The organism is Colwellia sp. 6_MG-2023, assembly GCF_030547765.1.
GTDB lineage: Bacteria > Pseudomonadota > Gammaproteobacteria > Enterobacterales > Alteromonadaceae > Colwellia.
Genome location: NZ_JAUOPP010000011.1, coordinates 70,962 through 88,336 on the forward strand (window position 1 = coordinate 70,962; position 17,375 = coordinate 88,336).

The following is a 17,375-nucleotide window of genomic DNA, read 5'->3' on the forward strand; positions in this document are numbered from 1 at the left end:
GCTTAAAGCTTTCTTTTAGCACACATAAGATCAGCAGAACAAACGACTTTACCGTCAACTTTTGCTTCACCATAAAACTTCCACATACCACGTCGTTCTTTAATAAATTCGACATGAAGATGCATAGTATCACCAGGTAAAACTGGTTGTTTAAAACGTGCTTTATCTATAGAAGCAAAAAGGTACATTTCATTTTCTTCACGTCCTTCACTGCTTTTAAAGCCCAAAATACCTGTTGCTTGTGCAAGAGCTTCCAAAATTAACACACCAGGAAAAATGGCGGCATCTGGAAAATGTCCTGTAAAAATAGGCTCATTGATAGTTACATTTTTTATCGCATGTAAACTTTTAAGAGGCTCATGATCAAGAACTTTGTCAACAAGTAACATAGGGTAACGATGAGGAATTAATTCTTTAATTTCATTCAGTGATATTGGCTTTGCTATTCTATTTAAATCAAGAGTGTCCAATTGATTTTTTCCTTTCATTGGCTTGTGCTGACTTATTATATAAGATCAACGTACAAGTTTACATTAGATAATGTTGCCTTTGCAGCTATTATTATTTTTTATGTTATTTAATAAGCAAGTTTATTTGCTTTCGAGTAATTTTTCTAACGCTTTGACACGTTGAGTTAAACTATCTAGGCGTTTAACGCGTGCGTTTATTTTATGCCATTCACTATTATCTACTACAGGCATACCTGAAGAATAAACCCCAGGTTTAACAATAGATTTAGTTACCATTGACATGCCAGTAAAAACACAGTTATCTGTAATATTAATATGTCCATTAACACCAACAAGACCTGCTATCGTACAGTTTTTTCCAATGACAGTACTACCGGCAATAACACTACAGGCAGCCATAGCTGTATTTTCACCAATAACAACGTTATGAGCAATTTGAATTTGATTATCAAGAATAACACCATCTTTGATCACAGTATCTTCAAGTGCTCCTCGATCTATTGTAGTACTAGCTCCTATTTCAACCTTGTTACCAATAATAACTCGGCCTAATTGAGGAATTTTATGCCATTTATAGTTTGCATTAACTGGAGCATAACCAAAGCCATCAGAGCCAATAACGGTATTTGCTTGAATTAAGCAATCTTCACCAATAATAACATTATGATAAATACTAGTATTTGCCCAGAGACGTGTTCCTTTACCTATTGAGCTATTTTTACCAATAAAACAACCGGCACCAATACATACATCATCATTCAAATAAACACCTGATTCGATAACTGCATTAGCACCAATGCTAACATTTTCACCTAAGTGAACACTTTCGTCGATTACTGCGCTCGTATGAATGCCACTTGCCACCTTTGGTGTGGTATCAAGTAAATTAGCCAACAGAGCATACCCCATGTAAGGGTTATCCATTACTAAAGCATTCACAGGACATTGCGCTAACATATCTGGTGCAATAATAACTGCACTAGCCTTTGTATTACTGAGCTGTGATATATATTTTTTATTTGCTAGAAAAGCGACTTGCCCTATTTTAGCATTAGCCAGTGTTGCCAAACTTTCTATGGCGTCATTTGCTGAAGATTTATCTTCATCATAAGTCACTAGCTTCGCTTGAATATGTTTCGCTATTTCATCAAGAGTGTAAGCCATCTCTTATTTAATTTTGCTTACTTGTTCAACTACAGAAGCTGTAATATCTGTTGATTCTTTTGAAAAAACAACTGTTTGTTGAGATAACACTAAGTCATATTTTTCTTTAGCTGCAATATTGTCTACCGCTTGAGTTACTAAAGCTAACAATTTGTTTGTTTCTTCATTTCGACGTTGAGCAACCTTTTGTTGAAACTCTTTTACTTTGACTTGATATTCTTGGTATAAACCAGCCATTTTAGTTTGTAACTCAGTTTTTTCTTTTTCATTCATTAATGAACCATTACGTTTTAAGTTTTCATCTTCAAAAGATAAATCTTTTTGTAATTTCTCAATAACAGCTTTTTCGTCTTTAAATTCTGTTTCTAGCGTTTGCATTAAAACCGCGGCTTGAGGGATTTGACTAATCGCTTCTTGTACATTTACCACAGCAATTTTTTGTTCAAAAGCCATTGCGCTACTTGCTAATAACATGGTTGAAGCTGTAGCTGTAATAGCCATAGATTTGATAAATTTTTTCAAGGTATTTTCCTCTTCTTTTCTATAATTGGATTTAGAGTATTATTCGCTTAACTTAATTTAACAGCTAGACGATGTTCTTTACTAGATTATATTATCGGGTGAATCTTAAAATGTTTTACCAATATTAAAACTAAAGAATGCTGTGTCATCATCTTCTTCTTGTTTAATTGTTTTAGCAAAGTTAAAAACCATTGGTCCCATTGGAGATAACCACTGAATTGATAAACCTCCAGATGCACGATAATGACTTGGATCAGAATAATCACCAAGTTTTTCTAATTCTACAGCTGCTAAATCTTGATAGTCGGCTATATCAAATTCAGTATCCCAAACGTTACCAACATCAACAAAAAAGCTTGTTCTTACACTATTAGAATAACTTTCATCTAAAAATGGTGTAGGTACAATTAATTCAACACCACCTAAAGCAATAGCATTACCACCAACACTTCGCGGTGTAGCATAGATAAAATCATGATCAGGACCTAAACAACAAGCAGTTCCTCCTATTGAACTAGGCGTACCACTAACAGCTGTTGGGTAACGATATATAGCTCTAGGTCCTACAGTGTTGTTTTCAAAACCACGTAAAGTATCTGAACCACCTGCTCTAAAATTTTCCCAAAATGGTAGCAACTGATCATTACCACGTACATCGCCATAACCGTTACCATAACCTAACTGTAAACGAGTTAACACTGTCCAACGTTGGTTTCTAGTGAGTGGGAAGTAAAATTTACTGTCAAAATTAAGTTTAAAATATTGTACATCAGACGAGCTAGGAGTTGTCACTTTAAAAGACAAAAGTTGTGATGAACCTGCTGTTGGGAATGTACCTCTGTTCAACGTTGAGCGCGAAATATTGGCATTAATATCATAGTTTTTAAATGCTAGCGCTGCATCTGGATCACTCGGATCAGAATGTAGATCATAAAAGGTTTGAATTTGTTCATAGGTTTCTAATGAAGTAATTTCATTATTTTTAAAACCGACCCCAAAACCAACTCGAACGTATTCATTAATTGGGAAGCCCCAGTTAAGGCCAATACCGTATGTTCTATTATTATACTCAACTAGGTTAGCTTGTCCTGCATCAAAAGCTTGATAAAATATTTGACCACCAAGAGAGATAGCATCAACAGTAAAATAAGGATCTGTATATGAAAGGCTAGCACTTTTAGAGTATCTGTTTGTGTTAATGTTAAAGCCTACACGATTACCTGTTCCCAAGAAGTTATTCTGCTGAATACCAGCATTCAAACTTAAACTGGTTGAATCACCATAACCGATACCGGCAGTAAATGAACCTGATGCTTGTTCTTTTACGGCAAAATCTACATTAACTAAATCATCTTCACCGGCAATTTGATTAGTTTCAAATTCAACCGTTTCCATATAAGGCAATCGAGATAAGCGTGATTTAGAATGTTCAACTAGGCTATTAGATAGCCAAGCACCTTCCATTTGTCTTAGTTCACGACGTAAAACTTTATCTGCAGTAACATGGTTACCAGTAAAGTTTACTTTGTTAACATAAATACGTTTACCTGGATCGATAGATATTGACAGTTTAACAGTGTTATCTTCATCATTAATATTCGGAATAGTCGTAACTTTAGGGTAAGCATAACCAAAGCGGCCTAGAAATTTACTGATAACTTCTTCAGTGTAAGTAACTTCTGCACCATTATAAAGGTTGCCCGCTTGTAACGGGTTAATAGCTCTTATAGTTTTCTCAAAGCCAGCTAAATCACCAATAAAATCAACATCACTAATAGTATAGGTTTCGCCCTCTGTTACATTCAAAGCAATATAGACGGACTCTTTATCTGGCGTCATTGATACTTGAGTAGAATCAACATTAAAGCGAAGATAACCCCGATCTAAATAGTAGCTATTGATCGTTTCCATATCACCTTGTAGTGTTTGCTTTTGATATCTATCTTGCGCCATAAAATTCCACCATGGCGAATCAAAAGTGAGCTCTGTTTTTTCAAGAACTTCAGCATCAGTAAAAACTTCATTACCGATCAAGTTAATTTGCTTAATAGCTGCGGCATCACCCTCGACAAACTTAAACTCTAAATTTACCCTATTACGAGGTAAATGAGTAATACTTGCCGTTACGTCGGCATTATATTTTCCGACACTATGATAAAAATCTTCTAACCCGGTTTCAATACCTGAAATAACAGTTCGATCTAGTGTTTCACCAACACGTATATTACTGCCATCAAGACTTTCTGTTAACTGCTCATCTTTTAAATCACTATTACCGTCAAAAGTAATATCACTTATCGTTTCACGTTCTCTTACGCGATAGATAATGCGATTCCCGTCACGGTAAACACGGATATCATTAAAATGACCCGATTTATATAAAGACTTAATTGACTGAGAAATTCTAAATGGATTAAGATTATCACCAACATTAAAAGGAATATGTGTTAACGCAGCGCCTAAAGCAACACGCTGCAAGCCTTTTACTTCGATATCTTCAACCTGAAATTCTTCGGCTGCTTGAGCTGTTGTACCTAGAGCGCCTAATAAAACGGCAAAGGCTAATTTTTTAATTATCATAAATGCTTACTTTTATTACTTCTTTTAATTTCTAAACCTAGGTAATAGATTAAAATCTAATACCTACAATTAACCATTATTCTTTTAATTCTTTACTAAGTCGATATTAAAAATTATAGCGTAAAGGTTGATTATACCTTCTTCCTTTACTTCTTATCTATTTACCCTAATACCCGACTAAAATCATTAAATAGAGCTACACTCATTAATGCTAATAAAGCCAACGCACCAAACTTAAATCCTGCTTCTTGTATTTTTTCCGGAACAGGTTTTCCTGTTAAAAGCTCTATAAGATAATAGAGTAAGTGTCCGCCATCAAGTACCGGTAACGGTAAAAGGTTAATTATTCCTAAATTAATGCTAATTAACGCTAAAAAGCCTAAAAAATAAACAAAACCATACCCTGCACTATCACCTGCTCCTTGAGCAATTGCAATTGGACCACTTAAATTCTTAACTGATACATCACCTGTAATTAATTTGCCAATCATATTAAAACTTAGCGTAATTAAGTTCCAAGTCCGGTGAACACTTTCTCCAATTGCTGGAAATAAGCCATAGCTAATGTCAATACGGTATTCATCTGGCCAGTTATCAGATTTAGGAGAAACGCCTAAGTAACCAATTAATTTACCATTTTGTTCAATACCTTGCGGTGTTACTGCTATTACCTGTTGGTTACCAGCACGCTCAATAGTTAACGAAACTGTCTCATCTGGGTAACGTTTAATTTTATTAGCAAAATCTAACCAACCTTCAGCTATAGGCTCATTGTTAATAGCAACAAGCTTATCACCTACTTGTAAGCCACTTTTTTCTGCAGGACTATCTTTACCGATCGCTGCTAGTTCGTTATAAACAGCTGGTCTGTACGGTGTAATTCCTAAACTCGTTAAAGCAGTTGTTTTTTCTGGTGAAAACTGCCAATCTTTTGTTAATAGACTGTGACTACTTACATATTGGCTATCGCTACTTTTTGTTTTGATTACAATAGTATTAGCGCCAATTTCGCCAATTAAAGCTAAATTAACATCCTGCCAATCTTGTGTTGTTTTACCCGCAACCTCAACAACTTGCACATCACTTGGTACTTGTGCTTGAGCAGCTATAGAATTAGGGCTAATACTGCCGATAACTGGTTTAATACTTGGTACACCAATTAAAAACATGAGATAAAAAGCAAAGATAGCAAAAGCAAAGTTAGCAAAAGGACCGGCAGCAATAATTGCTATTCGTTGGTACACCGACTTTGAATTAAACGTTTTATCTTTATCTTCTTCAGCAACATCATCAACACGCTCATCAAGCATTTTGACATAACCACCAAGCGGGATCATAGCGACAACATATTCAGTACCATCTTTTCCCGTTTTACGCCAAAGTGCTTTACCAAAACCTACAGAAAAACGTTCAACCTTTACACCATTTTTACGTGCAACCCAAAAATGACCATATTCGTGCACAGTAACTAAAATACCTAGGGCAACAACAAAAGAGGCTGCATTCCAAATAAAATCAAACATTATGCTTTTTGTTCCTTAATATACAGGTAAAACTCATGAATACTCTACTAACAATTGTTGAGCAAATTCTCTAGCTCGTATATCTAAGGAAATAACCTCATTTATATTACTTACCTGTTCTGAGACAAATTTTTTCACAGAAGTTTCATTTATTTTGTAAATATCGTTAAATTTAATTGTTTCATCTAAAAATGCCGCTACTGCAATTTCATTCGCTGCATTAAGTGCTGTACATGCAGCTTGACCACTTTCACAAGCCTCAATTGCTAATTTCAAATTAGGATACCTTTTAAAATCAACAGATTGAAAATCAAATGACGCCGTATTAAAAAAGTCTAAGGGCGCAACGCCAGAGTCGATTCTTTCAGGATAAGCTAATGCATGAGCAATAGGTGTACGCATATCAGGATTTCCCATTTGCGCAATAACGGAGCCATCGATATATTGTACCATTGAATGAATAGTGCTTTGTGGGTGTAACACAACTTCGATATCATCTGCTGTCACATTGAACAACCATTTAGCTTCAATAAACTCTAAGCCTTTATTCATCATGGTAGCAGAATCGACCGATATCTTTCTGCCCATTTCCCAATTAGGATGTGCACAAGCTTGGTCTGGTGTTGCCATTTCAATGTCACTTAACGACCAAGTTCTAAATGGTCCGCCTGATCCTGTTAATAATATTTTACTAATACCATTTTGACCTAACTGGCAGTGCCCCACTCGTCCTTGCTCTTGCCAAGGTAAACTTTGAAAGATAGCATTGTGTTCACTATCTATTGGCAATAATTCTGCTCCTGATTTCTTAACAGCCTCAATAAAAATAGCACCAGAAGTGACTAAGGCTTCTTTATTAGCTAATAACACTCTTTTACCAGCTTCTACTGCTGCTAATGTTGCCATTAGCCCTGCTGCTCCGACAATTGCAGCCATAACTGTGTCAGAATCCTTTGAAGCAGCAATATCTAAAAGAGCGTCATTACCAGATTCTACCGTGATATTATTAAGCCCTTCTTCTGCTAGACGTAGCGTTAATAATTCAGCATGAGATTCAGAGGTCATTACAACCGTTTTAGGTAAAAACTCAATACATTGCTCAACAATTTTATCAACACTTTCATTGGCAGATAAACTCACTACGTTAAATTTTTCAGGGTGTAAACGAACAACCTCTAACGTACTCTGCCCAATAGAGCCTGTTGAACCTAAAATACAAAGCTCACGCACAGTTACTTGTTTGCCTGACTTTTCTTTTATCACAAATCTTACCAACCAAATAATACGTAACAAAGTGCAAAAACAGGCGCTGTTGCAGTTAAACTATCAATTCTATCTAAAATTCCGCCATGTCCTGGCAAGATAGATCCACTATCTTTAACACCTGCTTGGCGTTTAAGCATGCTTTCATTTAAGTCGCCTAATACCGAAACGGTTGTAATTAACACGGTCACTAACAAGACTGTAATAACCTGTCCTTGATTCCATGCTAATAGATAGGCAGCAATAGCAACCAGAATACAAGCAGAAGCAATACCACCAAGGAAACCTTCAAAGGTTTTTCCTGGACTAACATTTGGCATTAATTTATTTTTACCAAAAGCTTTACCAACAAAATAGGCACCTATATCAGCACTCCATACCATTAACAATAAAAACATTAACAACTGAGCACCATGATAGGTGTCGACTTGGTAGTCATTCGCACGAATTACCATAAATGCTAGCCAAGTAGGTACTAGTGTTAGCCAGCCAAAAACACCACGAACTGAGCGATGTTTAGACCAAAAACCACTCGCTTTAGGATATGAAAGCATTAAAAAAGCAGAGAATATCCACCACGCGACAGCTAGCCATAATACGGCCAAAGCATAGCTATGTAACTGCCCAGAACTTGTCCATAAATCATTCAGTGATACGGTAGTCCAAAGACCTGCAATCAGAAAAAGTGTCGTTCCAACGAAACCTACTCTTCGAGTTGTAGTGTCAAACCCCATAAAAGGTCCCCACTCCCAAGCACCAATACCAATAATAACTAGCAATAAAATTGCAAAATACATTAAAGGTAAATAAAAGATTGCCACAATTGCCGCAGGTGCCAAAATTAAAGCAGTAATAATACGTTGTTTAAGCAAGTTATATCCTTTTTATTTTAGTAAGTGCTAAGCCATCTTTGTTATAGTTTTTCTGACTTAACTACTTTTATTCTTCTATTTGTTTAACTTGTTCACCCGTTTTACCAAAACGGCGCTCTCTTTGAGTAAAAGCATCAATTGCTTTATCAAATTGCATTTCATCAAAGTCAGGCCATAATGTTTCAGTAAAATAAAACTCTGCATAAGCGGCTTGCCATAATAAAAAGTTGCTAATACGATAATCACCACCTGTGCGAATCAGTAGATCAAGTTCGGGTAAATCAGCTAAACAAGTTTGTTTGTGCAGTGAATTTTCATTGATATCGTCAAGCGACATCTCATTTTTTTGAACTTTGCTTGCCAGCAGTTTTGCCGCATTAGCAATATCCCAACGTCCACCATAATTTGCAGCTATCGATAACACTAAGCCATCATTTAATATCGTTAACTCTTCTGATTTTTTGATACTTTTTTGTAATTTTTCAGAAAAACGACTTAAGTCACCAATCACTTGAAAGCGAATATTATGCTTGTGCAAGCGTTTAACTTCTTTGGTGAGCACAAACATAAACAAGTCCATTAGGACACTAACTTCTTTTTCTGGTCGTTGCCAATTTTCACTACTAAAAGCAAATAAAGTTAGCGCTTTTACTCCTAATTGACGCGCGCCCTTAACAACAGCTTGAACAGAGGAAACACCAGCTTTATGACCGGCAACGCGCCCTTTTCCCTGAGCTTGCGCCCAACGACCATTACCATCCATTATAATAGCAATATGATCTGGAATTATTTTTCCTTCATCTAGTGATGCTATGTCAGTAGCCACTGATTATCCTTTCATGACAAGTAAATTTATTATACAAAAACGCCAGTCAGTAATTACTACTATCTGGCGTTATTTACAAAAAACGAATTAAATTTCCATTAATTCAGCTTCTTTTTTCTCTAAAATCTCATCAACTTGTTTCACATAAATATCGGTAACTTTTTGAATACTCTCTTCAGCTTGATGATGCTCATCTTCACTGATTTCTTTATCTTTTAACAAACTTTTGAAGTCAGAATTAGAGTCACGACGAATATTACGAATTGCTATTTTACCGCCTTCAGCTTCACCACGTACTACTTTAACTAAGTCTTTACGACGTTCTTCAGTTAATGGTGGCAACGGAATACGTATCAAGGTTCCGTTTGACTGTGGATTTAAACCAAGATCAGATTTCATGATGGCTTTTTCTACTGCTGCTATCATACCTTTATCAAAAACAGTAATTGAAAGGTTACGAGCATCCGGTACTGAGATATTACCTACTTGGTTTAAAGGGCTTTCCATTCCATAATAATCAACCGTAATATTATCTAGTAATGAAGCGTGAGCACGCCCAGTTCTAATCTTATTCAGACTACCCTTAAGAGATTCAATGCTTTTTGCCATACGCTCTTGCGCATCTTCGATAATTTCATCTATCACAATGTTTCTTCCTACAATTATTTAAATAATGTTAAATTCACAATTTATACAAACTTTATAAAGCTTAATTGCTTTTTTTTCTAAAAATCAATTAAGTTTATTTATTCTTAATTACTGTGCCTTCGTCTTGTCCCATGATGACAGCTTTAAGAGCACCAGGCTTGTTCATGTTAAAAACACGAATAGGCATATTATGGTCGCGTGCTAAAGTAAAAGCAGCTAAATCCATAACTTTTAATTCTTTGTCTAATACTTCATCAAACGTCAATTCGCTGTAAAGTTCAGCTGCCGGATTTTTCATTGGGTCTTCTGAATATATCCCATCAACTTTTGTTGCTTTTAACACAACATCAGCCTCAATTTCTATACCTCGCAAACATGCGGCAGAGTCTGTTGTAAAAAAGGGATTACCAGTACCAGCAGAAAAAATAACAACACGGCCTGATTTTAATAAACTAATGGCATTAGCCCAATTATAACGTTCACAAACACCCGCTAAATCAATTGCAGACATTAATCGAGTGTTCACAAAAGCACGATGTAATGCATCACGCATAGCCAGCCCATTCATTACTGTGGCTAGCATACCCATTTGGTCACCTACAACTCGATTCATTCCGGCTTGTGCAAGCCCTGCTCCACGAAATAGATTACCACCACCAATAACAAGACCTACTTGAATATCCATTTCAACTAACTCTTTAATTTCTTGCGCCATGCGATCAAGAATTTTTGGATCTATGCCAAAACCTTCTTCTCCCATAAGAGCTTCACCACTAAGTTTAAGAAGAATACGTCGATAAGATGATTTGGGGTTAGTACTCATATGTGAAAATTCCTATTTGGCTCGCTGAAAAAAGGCTAGGGTCAAAAAAGACCGCAAACATTTTAATACGTTTAGCTTATCCAAGAAAGCCTTAACTGAAAAAACCACTATTATTATTCCAATTTTATGAAAAACCTAAAAAAAAGTATAAAAAAATGTATAAAAAAACGCCTACCTTGCAAATGCAAAATAGACGTTTTTTATTAATTCAAAAATTTTGATGAATTTAACTTAACAACAGAAGGTATTATTGATATCACTCAGAAAAACTAGTGATTAAAATACCTCTTGATAATATTAACGCTATGACATCAAATATAAAGAATATTAAGCTTTAGCAGCTGCGATTTGCGCTTCAACTTCAGCGGCAAAATCTTCATCTTTCTTCTCAATACCTTCGCCCACTTCAAGACGAGTGAAAGAAGAAATTGTAATACCTTTTTCTTTTAATACTTCACCAACAGTTTTCTTAGGTTCCATAATAAAAGCTTGACCAGTTAAAGATACTTCACCTGTGAACTTACGCATGCGACCAGAAACCATTTTTTCAGCGATTTCTTGTGGCTTGCCTTCATTCATAGCAATTTCAATTTGAATTGCTTTTTCTTTTTCAACAACTTCAGCAGGAACGTCATCCGGAGTTAAAAATTCAGGCTTACTTGCAGCAACATGCATTGCAATATGTTTAAGTGATTCAGCATCACCTTCACCTGCAACAACAACACCAATAGTAGCACCGTGACGGTAAGAAGCTAACGCTGCACCTTCAACATACTCAACACGACGAATATTGATGTTTTCACCAATTTTAGTCACTAAAGCAATACGCTTTTCTTCAAATTGTGCTTGTAATTCTTCAATTGTTACTTTTGATTCAGCAGCAACATCTAATACTTCATTAGCAAACGCTAAGAAGTTAGCATCTTTTGCAACGAAATCAGTTTGACAGTTAACTTCTAATAATGCAGCAACGCCGTTTACATCTTTAATTAAGATAGTACCTTCAGCAGCAATGTTGCCTGCTTTTTTAGCCGCTTTTGCTTGACCGTTCTTACGCATATTTTCAATCGCAAGTTCCATGTCACCGTCAGCTTCTTGTAACGCTTTTTTACAATCCATCATGCCCGCAGCTGTGCGTTCACGAAGTTCTTTAACCATTGCAGCAGTAATTGCCATGAGTTAATTCCTCTGTTTGCAGTTACCCCCATCATTACCGCTTAAACATAAAGTGTTAAACAACAATGTGATGGGAATAAATAGTAAATTAGGTGTCATAAAAGCAAAGCTGTAAATATAAATTTTATAACAATGCTTTTATGATTAAACGAATTATTGTACTTAATTATTTTTAATTACGCTTAGTTAATGAAAAAGCGTAATCAAATAATTATTCAGTTTCAACAAAACCGTCTTTTTCTGCTTGAACAACAATGTTTTGTTCACGACCAGAAATTACAGCATTAGCAACAGCATCACAGTATAAAGTTACTGCACGGATTGCATCATCGTTACCAGGTACAATGTAATCAATGTTATCTGGATTTGAGTTAGTATCAACAACAGAAACTACTGGGATACCAAGGTTATTTGCTTCTTTAATAGCAATATGCTCATGATCAGCATCAATGATAAAAATAACATCAGGTAAACCACCCATGTTCTTAATACCACCTAAGCTCTTATCAAGCTTTTCCATTTCACGAGTACGCATTAACGCTTCTTTTTTAGTTAAAGCTTCAAAAGTACCGTCAGTGCTTTGAGACTCAAGATCTTTTAAACGTTTAATTGATTGACGAACTGTTTTCCAGTTAGTCAACATACCACCTAACCAACGGTGATTAACGAAGAATTGGTCTGATTTAATTGCTGCATCTTTGATAGCATCACTTGCAGCACGTTTAGTACCAACAAATAAAACTTTACCTTTCTTAGATGAAACATTGTTAATGAAAGCAAGTGCTTCATTAAACATAGGAACTGTTTGCTCAAGGTTGATGATATGAACTTTATCACGAGAACCGAAAATAAACGGCTTCATTTTTGGATTCCAGTAACGAGTTTTGTGACCGAAATGAACACCAGCTTTAAGCATATCGCGCATTGAAACGTTTGACATTGTATTTTCCTTTAATGGGGTTAAGCGTTCATACATCCAATACACACGACCCTTTTACTGTAATCTTGAGTTACTTTATTAAGTAAACAACAAGATATTTTCCAGCGGGGCACCCCGGTATATCTTTGATAGATGTATGTGAGTTTATAATATAATCAAGCTGACTTTAGCAGACATGACCTGTTTAATTGGCACTAAAATAAGGACTACTTTTCGTTAAAAAGTAAACTCCAATATTTCAGCGCCGCATTTTATACCATAAAAACGCATCTTTAACCAGAAAAAAATTCACTGGGATAATTACTATTATCACGGTAAAATTACCTGTAAGTAAGATAACTAATACGCTCAAACAATCAATTTTTAGGTAATCCATGACAACACAGAACATACCTGCACAGCTGTTTTTTCTATATGACAGCCATTGCCCTTGGAGTTATGTAACTACCAAGCTTGTAAATGAAATTAATCAAGCATTTCCTGCCATTACTATAAATTTATGGCATGCTGCTTTTTTTGATGGTAAGAATGATGATTCTACCAGTAGTAAGCTTAACGAAATTAAAGCCGTTGAAAACTTAGCTAATATAAAATTTCCACCGGTTTATAAAAAACTACTCGAAACCAATAAAAGCTCTATATTAGCGGCTAACTTAATGACTTGGGCACAACATAAAACGCCACATTTAGCATTAACGTTGCTAAATGCATTACAAAAGGCGCATTTTGAGCAAGGCAACAAGTTAACTAATCAAGCTGATTTAGATGATATTATCAATGAACTGAAATTATCACCACCAACGAAAGTGTTTAAAAATGATAAACACAGCAAAGATGTTTTTATGCAGCTAGAAGAAATATATTCACTGCAAGAAATGATGAATACTGAAGCAATTCCAGCTTTATTATTGGCAGTTAATGATCAATTAATATTATTGAACCACAATTTTTATTTAACTCAACCTAGCGCCATTATTGAAGCGGTTGAATTAGAGCTAAATAAATATCAATAGAAATAATCTATTTCAATTGATATAAACACACTTAAATTTAAGAAAGAAAAGAGAATTCAATGACCATACCAATTAAAAGCCAAGATGAAATTGCTAAAATGCGTATAGCAGGGCAACTCGCTTGTGATGTATTAGAAATGATTGCTCCACATGTAAAAGCAGGAGTCACAACTAATGAACTAGACGCCTTATGTGCTGAATATACTGAAAAGGTACAGCAAGCCATTTCTGCCCCCCTAAATTACCATAACTTCCCAAAGTCTATCTGTACCTCTATTAATCATGTTGTTTGTCATGGTATTCCAGACAATACAGTATTAAAAGATGGAGATATTATCAATCTTGATATTACCGTTATTAAAGATGGTTATCATGGTGATACCAGTAAAATGTTTTTAATTGGAGAAGTTTCTCCTGAAAACAGCCGCCTATGCCGTTTAGCTCAAGAAGCCTTATATATTGGTCTAAAAAAAGTAAAGCCTGGCGCTACTTTTGGAGAAATTGGTACTGCTATTCAAAAATTCATTAAAAGCAAAGGTCGCTATTCTATTGTTAAAGATTATTGCGGTCATGGCATTGGCGTTGAATTTCACGAAGAGCCACAAATTGTTCATTACAAAAACAATGATAAAACCAAAATGCAAGAAGGCATGTGTTTCACTATTGAGCCAATGATCAACTTAGGTAAGGCAACAACTGTTTTAGACAAAGATGACAATTGGACTGTTTATACCAGTGATAGTAAAAATTCTGCTCAATGGGAACATACACTGGTTGTTACTAAAACAGGCTGTGAGATTTTGACCTTAAGAAAAGAAGAAAGCATTAGCCGTATTTTACATAACTAAAAAATATCAGTCACTTTCTGAATCAAAGGTAAGCATGTGAATAATCATCCAATAGAAAGCCATATAATCCCTTCAGATTTTATAGAGCGCTTAGCCATTACCGCTGACACTTTATCTAGCAAAGATATTTGCCAATTAACACTTAACTTCAATGAGTGGCTAAAAGCAGCCTTTTCTGAACATGATGTTCAAGACCTTTTGACTGCTCGAGCAATGTTTGTTGATAACATACTTGCTAAGCTTTGGTGTCAACACCACCTTGACGAATCTCAAATAAGCTTAATCGCTGTAGGCGGTTATGGCCGTGGTGAACTGCATCCTTTTTCAGATATTGATATTTTATTATTAACTCAACCTGATATTGATTTAGTTTTAGAAGAAAGAATTTCGAGTTTTATCACTCAGCTATGGGATATAAAGCTAGATATAGGACACAGTGTACGTTCAATTAAAGAATGCATTAAACAAGCAATTAATGATGTCACTATAGCAACGAACTTAATGGAAATGAGGCAAATAGCTGGTAATGAAGCACTTACACAGCAACTATTACCTTTATTAAACGATGATGCATTTTGGACTTCTAAAAACTTCTTTCTAGCTAAACGAAAAGAGCAAAAACAGAGACATTTACAATATCACGGTGCAGCCTATACTCTAGAGCCGAACTTAAAAGCAAACCCAGGCGGATTACGTGATATTCAAACAATTGCTTGGGTTGCAAAGCGTCACTTTCTCGCTGATTCCCTTGAAGAGCTTGTAGAACATCAATACCTTTACCCTAATGAATTATCTGAACTAATTGAAGCACAAGACTATTTATGGCGTCTGCGTTTTGCCTTGCATTTTGTTGCTAAGCGTAGCGAAAATCGTTTGTTGTTTGATTATCAAGCCGATGTCGCGAAAATGATGGGCTTTGGTGATGAAGGTAAAGCACCTGTTGAACGAATGATGAAGCGTTTTTATCGCATCATTTCTCGAGTTTCAGAACTTAACACGATTTTATTGCATCGATTTCAACAAGAAACAATTCAAGATCCTAAAGAAGCTGATATTAAAGTAATTAATCAGGATTTTGAATCTGTTGATACCCTAATTAATGCAACCAGCAACAGAGTTTTTATGCGTTCAGCAAAAATGCTCGAAATGTTTTTAATTATTGCTCAAGAGCCCAATATCAAAGGTATTCATTCAAATACACTACGGTTAATGAGAAATGCAAGACGTCGGTTAGTTTCGGGGTTAGTTGATTATGCTCAGTGTCGTCAAATTTTCATGGCTATTATTAAACACCCAAGAGGACTAGGTTTAGCGTTTAATTTGATGCACCGTCATGGAATTATTGGTTCTTATCTCCCGTTATGGCGCAATATCGCAGGTCAAATGCAATTCGATTTATTTCATGCTTACTCTGTTGATGAACATAGCTACCGTGTTGTCAAAAACTTGTATCAGTTTAGCCAAAAAGAACATAACCACAAATTCCCTTTGTGTAGCAAAATAATGCAAAAAATACGTAAACCAGAAGTTTTGTATTTAGCAGGAATTTTTCATGATATAGCGAAAGGCCGTGGCGGCGATCATGCTAAATTAGGCGCTGTCGATGCGTTAATATTTTGTCAATCTCATCAAATGAGTAAACATGACAGTAGAATGGTTGCTTGGTTAGTTGAGCAACATTTAATAATGTCAGTAACAGCACAACGTCGCGATATTAATGATGAAAATGTTATTCGCACTTTTGCTGGCACTGTCCGTGATGAAGCACATTTAGATTATTTATACTGTTTAACCGTTGCAGATATGCGAGCGACTAATGAAAGCTTATGGAATAATTGGAAAGCCAACTTATTACATGACTTATACTTTAATACCCTAAGAGCACTACGTCGTGGTTTATCAAAGCCAGTTGAAACACGTTCTAAAATCCGTGAAAATCAGCAGCAAGCTAGAGATATATTAGCGACAACTCATATTGATAAAAGCCAATTGGATTCTTTATGGCGAGAATTCAGAGCCGATTATTTCTTACGGTACTCGCCAGAGCAAATAGCCAGACACTGTCAACGTATAATAGGTCACGATAGAACAGAGCCACTAGTCATTATTAGTACGAAGCCTTACCGAGGTGGAACAGAAGTTTTTGTTTTTGCGAAAGAAAAAGTAAATACCTTTGCTAGTATAGTACAAGTATTAGGGGCTAAAAAACTTTCCATACATGATGCAAAAATTATTACGACAAAAACAGGCTATACCGTCAATACCTTCATCATCCTAGACTCACGAGGAAAAGCCTTAAAAGAGAGCTACCAAACCGCTGAAATAACGAAAGCTCTTAGCGAAAAGCTTAAGCAAGATGATTGCGGTGATATTCCATTGCAACCAGCAAGAAGAGAAGTAAAACAATTTAAGTTTCCATTAAAAGTAAGCTTTATTAAAATTAAAGCCAAAAGTAAAACAATGATTGAAATTATTGCACTAGATAGAGCTGGCTTATTAGGTAATATCGCGCAAGTTTTTCAACAATTACATATTAATATTCATTCAGCTAAAATCACAACTTTTGGCGAAAAGGCTGATGATGTTTTCACTATATCAACCTATGAGAACATGGCATTAACCGAAGAAGAAAAACAACAGCTTTCTGATAAATTAACTCAGGAAATAGATTAAAATAAATTTAAATAAGTTTAAATAAGTAATAGGA

At 35.5% G+C, this 17,375-nt stretch carries 15 protein-coding genes; 3 read left to right on the plus strand and 12 right to left on the minus strand.

Annotated elements, in window-relative coordinates; all coding sequences use genetic code 11:
- Positions 1-2 precede the first annotated feature (2 nt).
- From fabZ to rpsB, 12 genes are all read right to left on the minus strand, one after another.
- Entirely contained in the window at positions 3-446 is a 444-nt protein-coding gene (gene fabZ / locus Q4503_RS08950; RefSeq protein WP_303495251.1) for a 3-hydroxyacyl-ACP dehydratase FabZ, read from the minus strand.
- 144 nt (positions 447-590) lie between these two features.
- The gene (lpxD, locus tag Q4503_RS08955; protein ID WP_215973736.1) at positions 591-1,634 is read right to left on the minus strand and encodes a UDP-3-O-(3-hydroxymyristoyl)glucosamine N-acyltransferase; all 1,044 of its coding nucleotides are present in this window, start codon (positions 1,632-1,634) and stop codon (positions 591-593) included.
- Between the two features lie 3 nt (positions 1,635-1,637).
- Positions 1,638-2,156 carry an OmpH family outer membrane protein gene (locus Q4503_RS08960; RefSeq protein ID WP_215973735.1) on the minus strand — a complete coding sequence of 173 codons (519 nt, stop codon included), beginning with the start codon at positions 2,154-2,156 and terminating at the stop codon, positions 1,638-1,640.
- 105 nt (positions 2,157-2,261) lie between these two features.
- On the minus strand, positions 2,262-4,736 hold the full coding sequence (gene bamA, locus Q4503_RS08965) for an outer membrane protein assembly factor BamA (protein WP_215973734.1): 2,475 nt from the start codon (positions 4,734-4,736) through the stop codon (positions 2,262-2,264).
- 161 nt (positions 4,737-4,897) lie between these two features.
- Positions 4,898-6,259, minus strand: coding sequence for a sigma E protease regulator RseP (rseP, locus tag Q4503_RS08970; RefSeq protein ID WP_303602045.1), 1,362 nt, complete (start codon positions 6,257-6,259; stop codon positions 4,898-4,900).
- A gap of 33 nt (positions 6,260-6,292) precedes the next feature.
- Positions 6,293-7,489: a 1-deoxy-D-xylulose-5-phosphate reductoisomerase gene (gene ispC, locus Q4503_RS08975; RefSeq protein WP_215973865.1), complete on the minus strand. Its 1,197-nt coding sequence runs from the start codon at positions 7,487-7,489 to the stop codon at positions 6,293-6,295.
- A gap of 38 nt (positions 7,490-7,527) precedes the next feature.
- Positions 7,528-8,394 (minus strand): phosphatidate cytidylyltransferase, encoded by an 867-nt coding sequence (locus tag Q4503_RS08980; RefSeq protein WP_303602046.1) that lies wholly within the window; start codon positions 8,392-8,394, stop codon positions 7,528-7,530.
- A 67-nt stretch (positions 8,395-8,461) separates the two neighbouring features.
- Positions 8,462-9,220, minus strand: a complete 759-nt coding sequence (gene uppS, locus Q4503_RS08985) for a polyprenyl diphosphate synthase (protein ID WP_215973731.1) — start codon at positions 9,218-9,220, stop codon at positions 8,462-8,464.
- A gap of 87 nt (positions 9,221-9,307) precedes the next feature.
- A complete protein-coding gene (gene frr, locus Q4503_RS08990) occupies positions 9,308-9,865 on the minus strand; it encodes a ribosome recycling factor (RefSeq protein WP_303602047.1) in 558 nt (185 codons plus the stop codon).
- A 97-nt stretch (positions 9,866-9,962) separates the two neighbouring features.
- Complete coding sequence (gene pyrH, locus Q4503_RS08995) at positions 9,963-10,691, minus strand: UMP kinase (protein WP_215973729.1); 729 nt, start codon at positions 10,689-10,691, stop codon at positions 9,963-9,965.
- A gap of 327 nt (positions 10,692-11,018) precedes the next feature.
- Positions 11,019-11,867 (minus strand): translation elongation factor Ts, encoded by an 849-nt coding sequence (gene tsf, locus Q4503_RS09000; RefSeq protein ID WP_215973728.1) that lies wholly within the window; start codon positions 11,865-11,867, stop codon positions 11,019-11,021.
- Positions 11,868-12,078: 211 nt separating this feature from the next.
- Positions 12,079-12,807 carry a 30S ribosomal protein S2 gene (gene rpsB / locus Q4503_RS09005; protein WP_215973727.1) on the minus strand — a complete coding sequence of 243 codons (729 nt, stop codon included), beginning with the start codon at positions 12,805-12,807 and terminating at the stop codon, positions 12,079-12,081.
- Between the two features lie 374 nt (positions 12,808-13,181).
- Here rpsB and Q4503_RS09010 point away from each other — a divergent pair, with 374 nt between their 5' ends.
- Genes Q4503_RS09010 through glnD form a run of 3 tightly spaced genes read left to right on the plus strand, consistent with a single transcriptional unit; the run spans position 13,182 to position 17,341 of the window.
- Positions 13,182-13,820, plus strand: a complete 639-nt coding sequence (locus tag Q4503_RS09010) for a DsbA family protein (protein WP_303602048.1) — start codon at positions 13,182-13,184, stop codon at positions 13,818-13,820.
- Positions 13,821-13,879: 59 nt separating this feature from the next.
- On the plus strand, positions 13,880-14,668 hold the full coding sequence (map, locus tag Q4503_RS09015) for a type I methionyl aminopeptidase (protein ID WP_215973726.1): 789 nt from the start codon (positions 13,880-13,882) through the stop codon (positions 14,666-14,668).
- Between the two features lie 36 nt (positions 14,669-14,704).
- Complete coding sequence (gene glnD, locus Q4503_RS09020; RefSeq protein ID WP_215973725.1) at positions 14,705-17,341, plus strand: [protein-PII] uridylyltransferase; 2,637 nt, start codon at positions 14,705-14,707, stop codon at positions 17,339-17,341.
- The last annotated feature ends 34 nt before the right edge of the window (positions 17,342-17,375 follow it).